Below are 509 nucleotides of genomic sequence, written 5' to 3'. Positions count from 1 at the left end.
CGCCGACTGGTCGCGGCTGCCGTCGTCCACCAAAACGATTTCAAAGTCGTGCTTGAGCTGGCGGCAGGCCGCTTCGGTGCGGCGCAGCAGCTCCGGCAGGCTCTGTTCTTCGTTGTAGACCGGAATCACGATCGACACGAACTGGATTGGGTAAGGTTTCAAAGGCTTCAGTCCAGGAGGTTGGCAATGGCATCGGAGACCCGTTCGACATCGTCGAGGGTCATGTCCGGGAACAGTGGGATCGAGCATAGACGCGCCGAGTTCCATTCGGTGTGTGGCAGCCGCACATCGGCGAAGCGCTGTCGATAATAGGTATGCAGGTGAGTGGCGATGAAGTGGATGCCGGTGCCGATGTTCTGCTCCTGCAGGCCCTTCATGAAGGCTTCACGGTCCAGGCCGCAGCGTTCGGCGTCGATGCGCAGGATGAACAGGTGCCAGGCGTGCTGCTGCGGGTACTGGGGCAGGTGCAGGGGTTGCACCGGCAGGCCTTCGAGGCGCTCCAGGTAAGC

Annotated in this window: 2 protein-coding genes; both read right to left on the bottom strand. The window is 61.7% G+C overall.

Features of this window, described 5'->3' with window-relative positions:
- Nucleotides 1-162 (bottom strand): glycosyltransferase (locus Q7C21_RS23130; RefSeq protein WP_375151259.1); only part of this gene is annotated, 162 nt, incomplete at its 3' end.
- A 5-nt stretch (nt 163-167) separates the two neighbouring features.
- Nucleotides 168-509: DegT/DnrJ/EryC1/StrS family aminotransferase (locus tag Q7C21_RS23125; RefSeq protein WP_375151258.1), on the bottom strand; the 342-nt coding region annotated here is incomplete at its 5' end.

It is taken from the genome of Pantoea sp. ANP04, from assembly GCF_041982285.1.
Taxonomy (GTDB): Bacteria; Pseudomonadota; Gammaproteobacteria; order Enterobacterales; family Enterobacteriaceae; genus Pantoea; species Pantoea eucalypti.
The sequence above is the reverse complement of the archived record's forward strand: the minus strand, read 5'-3'. Positions and strand labels throughout refer to the sequence as shown.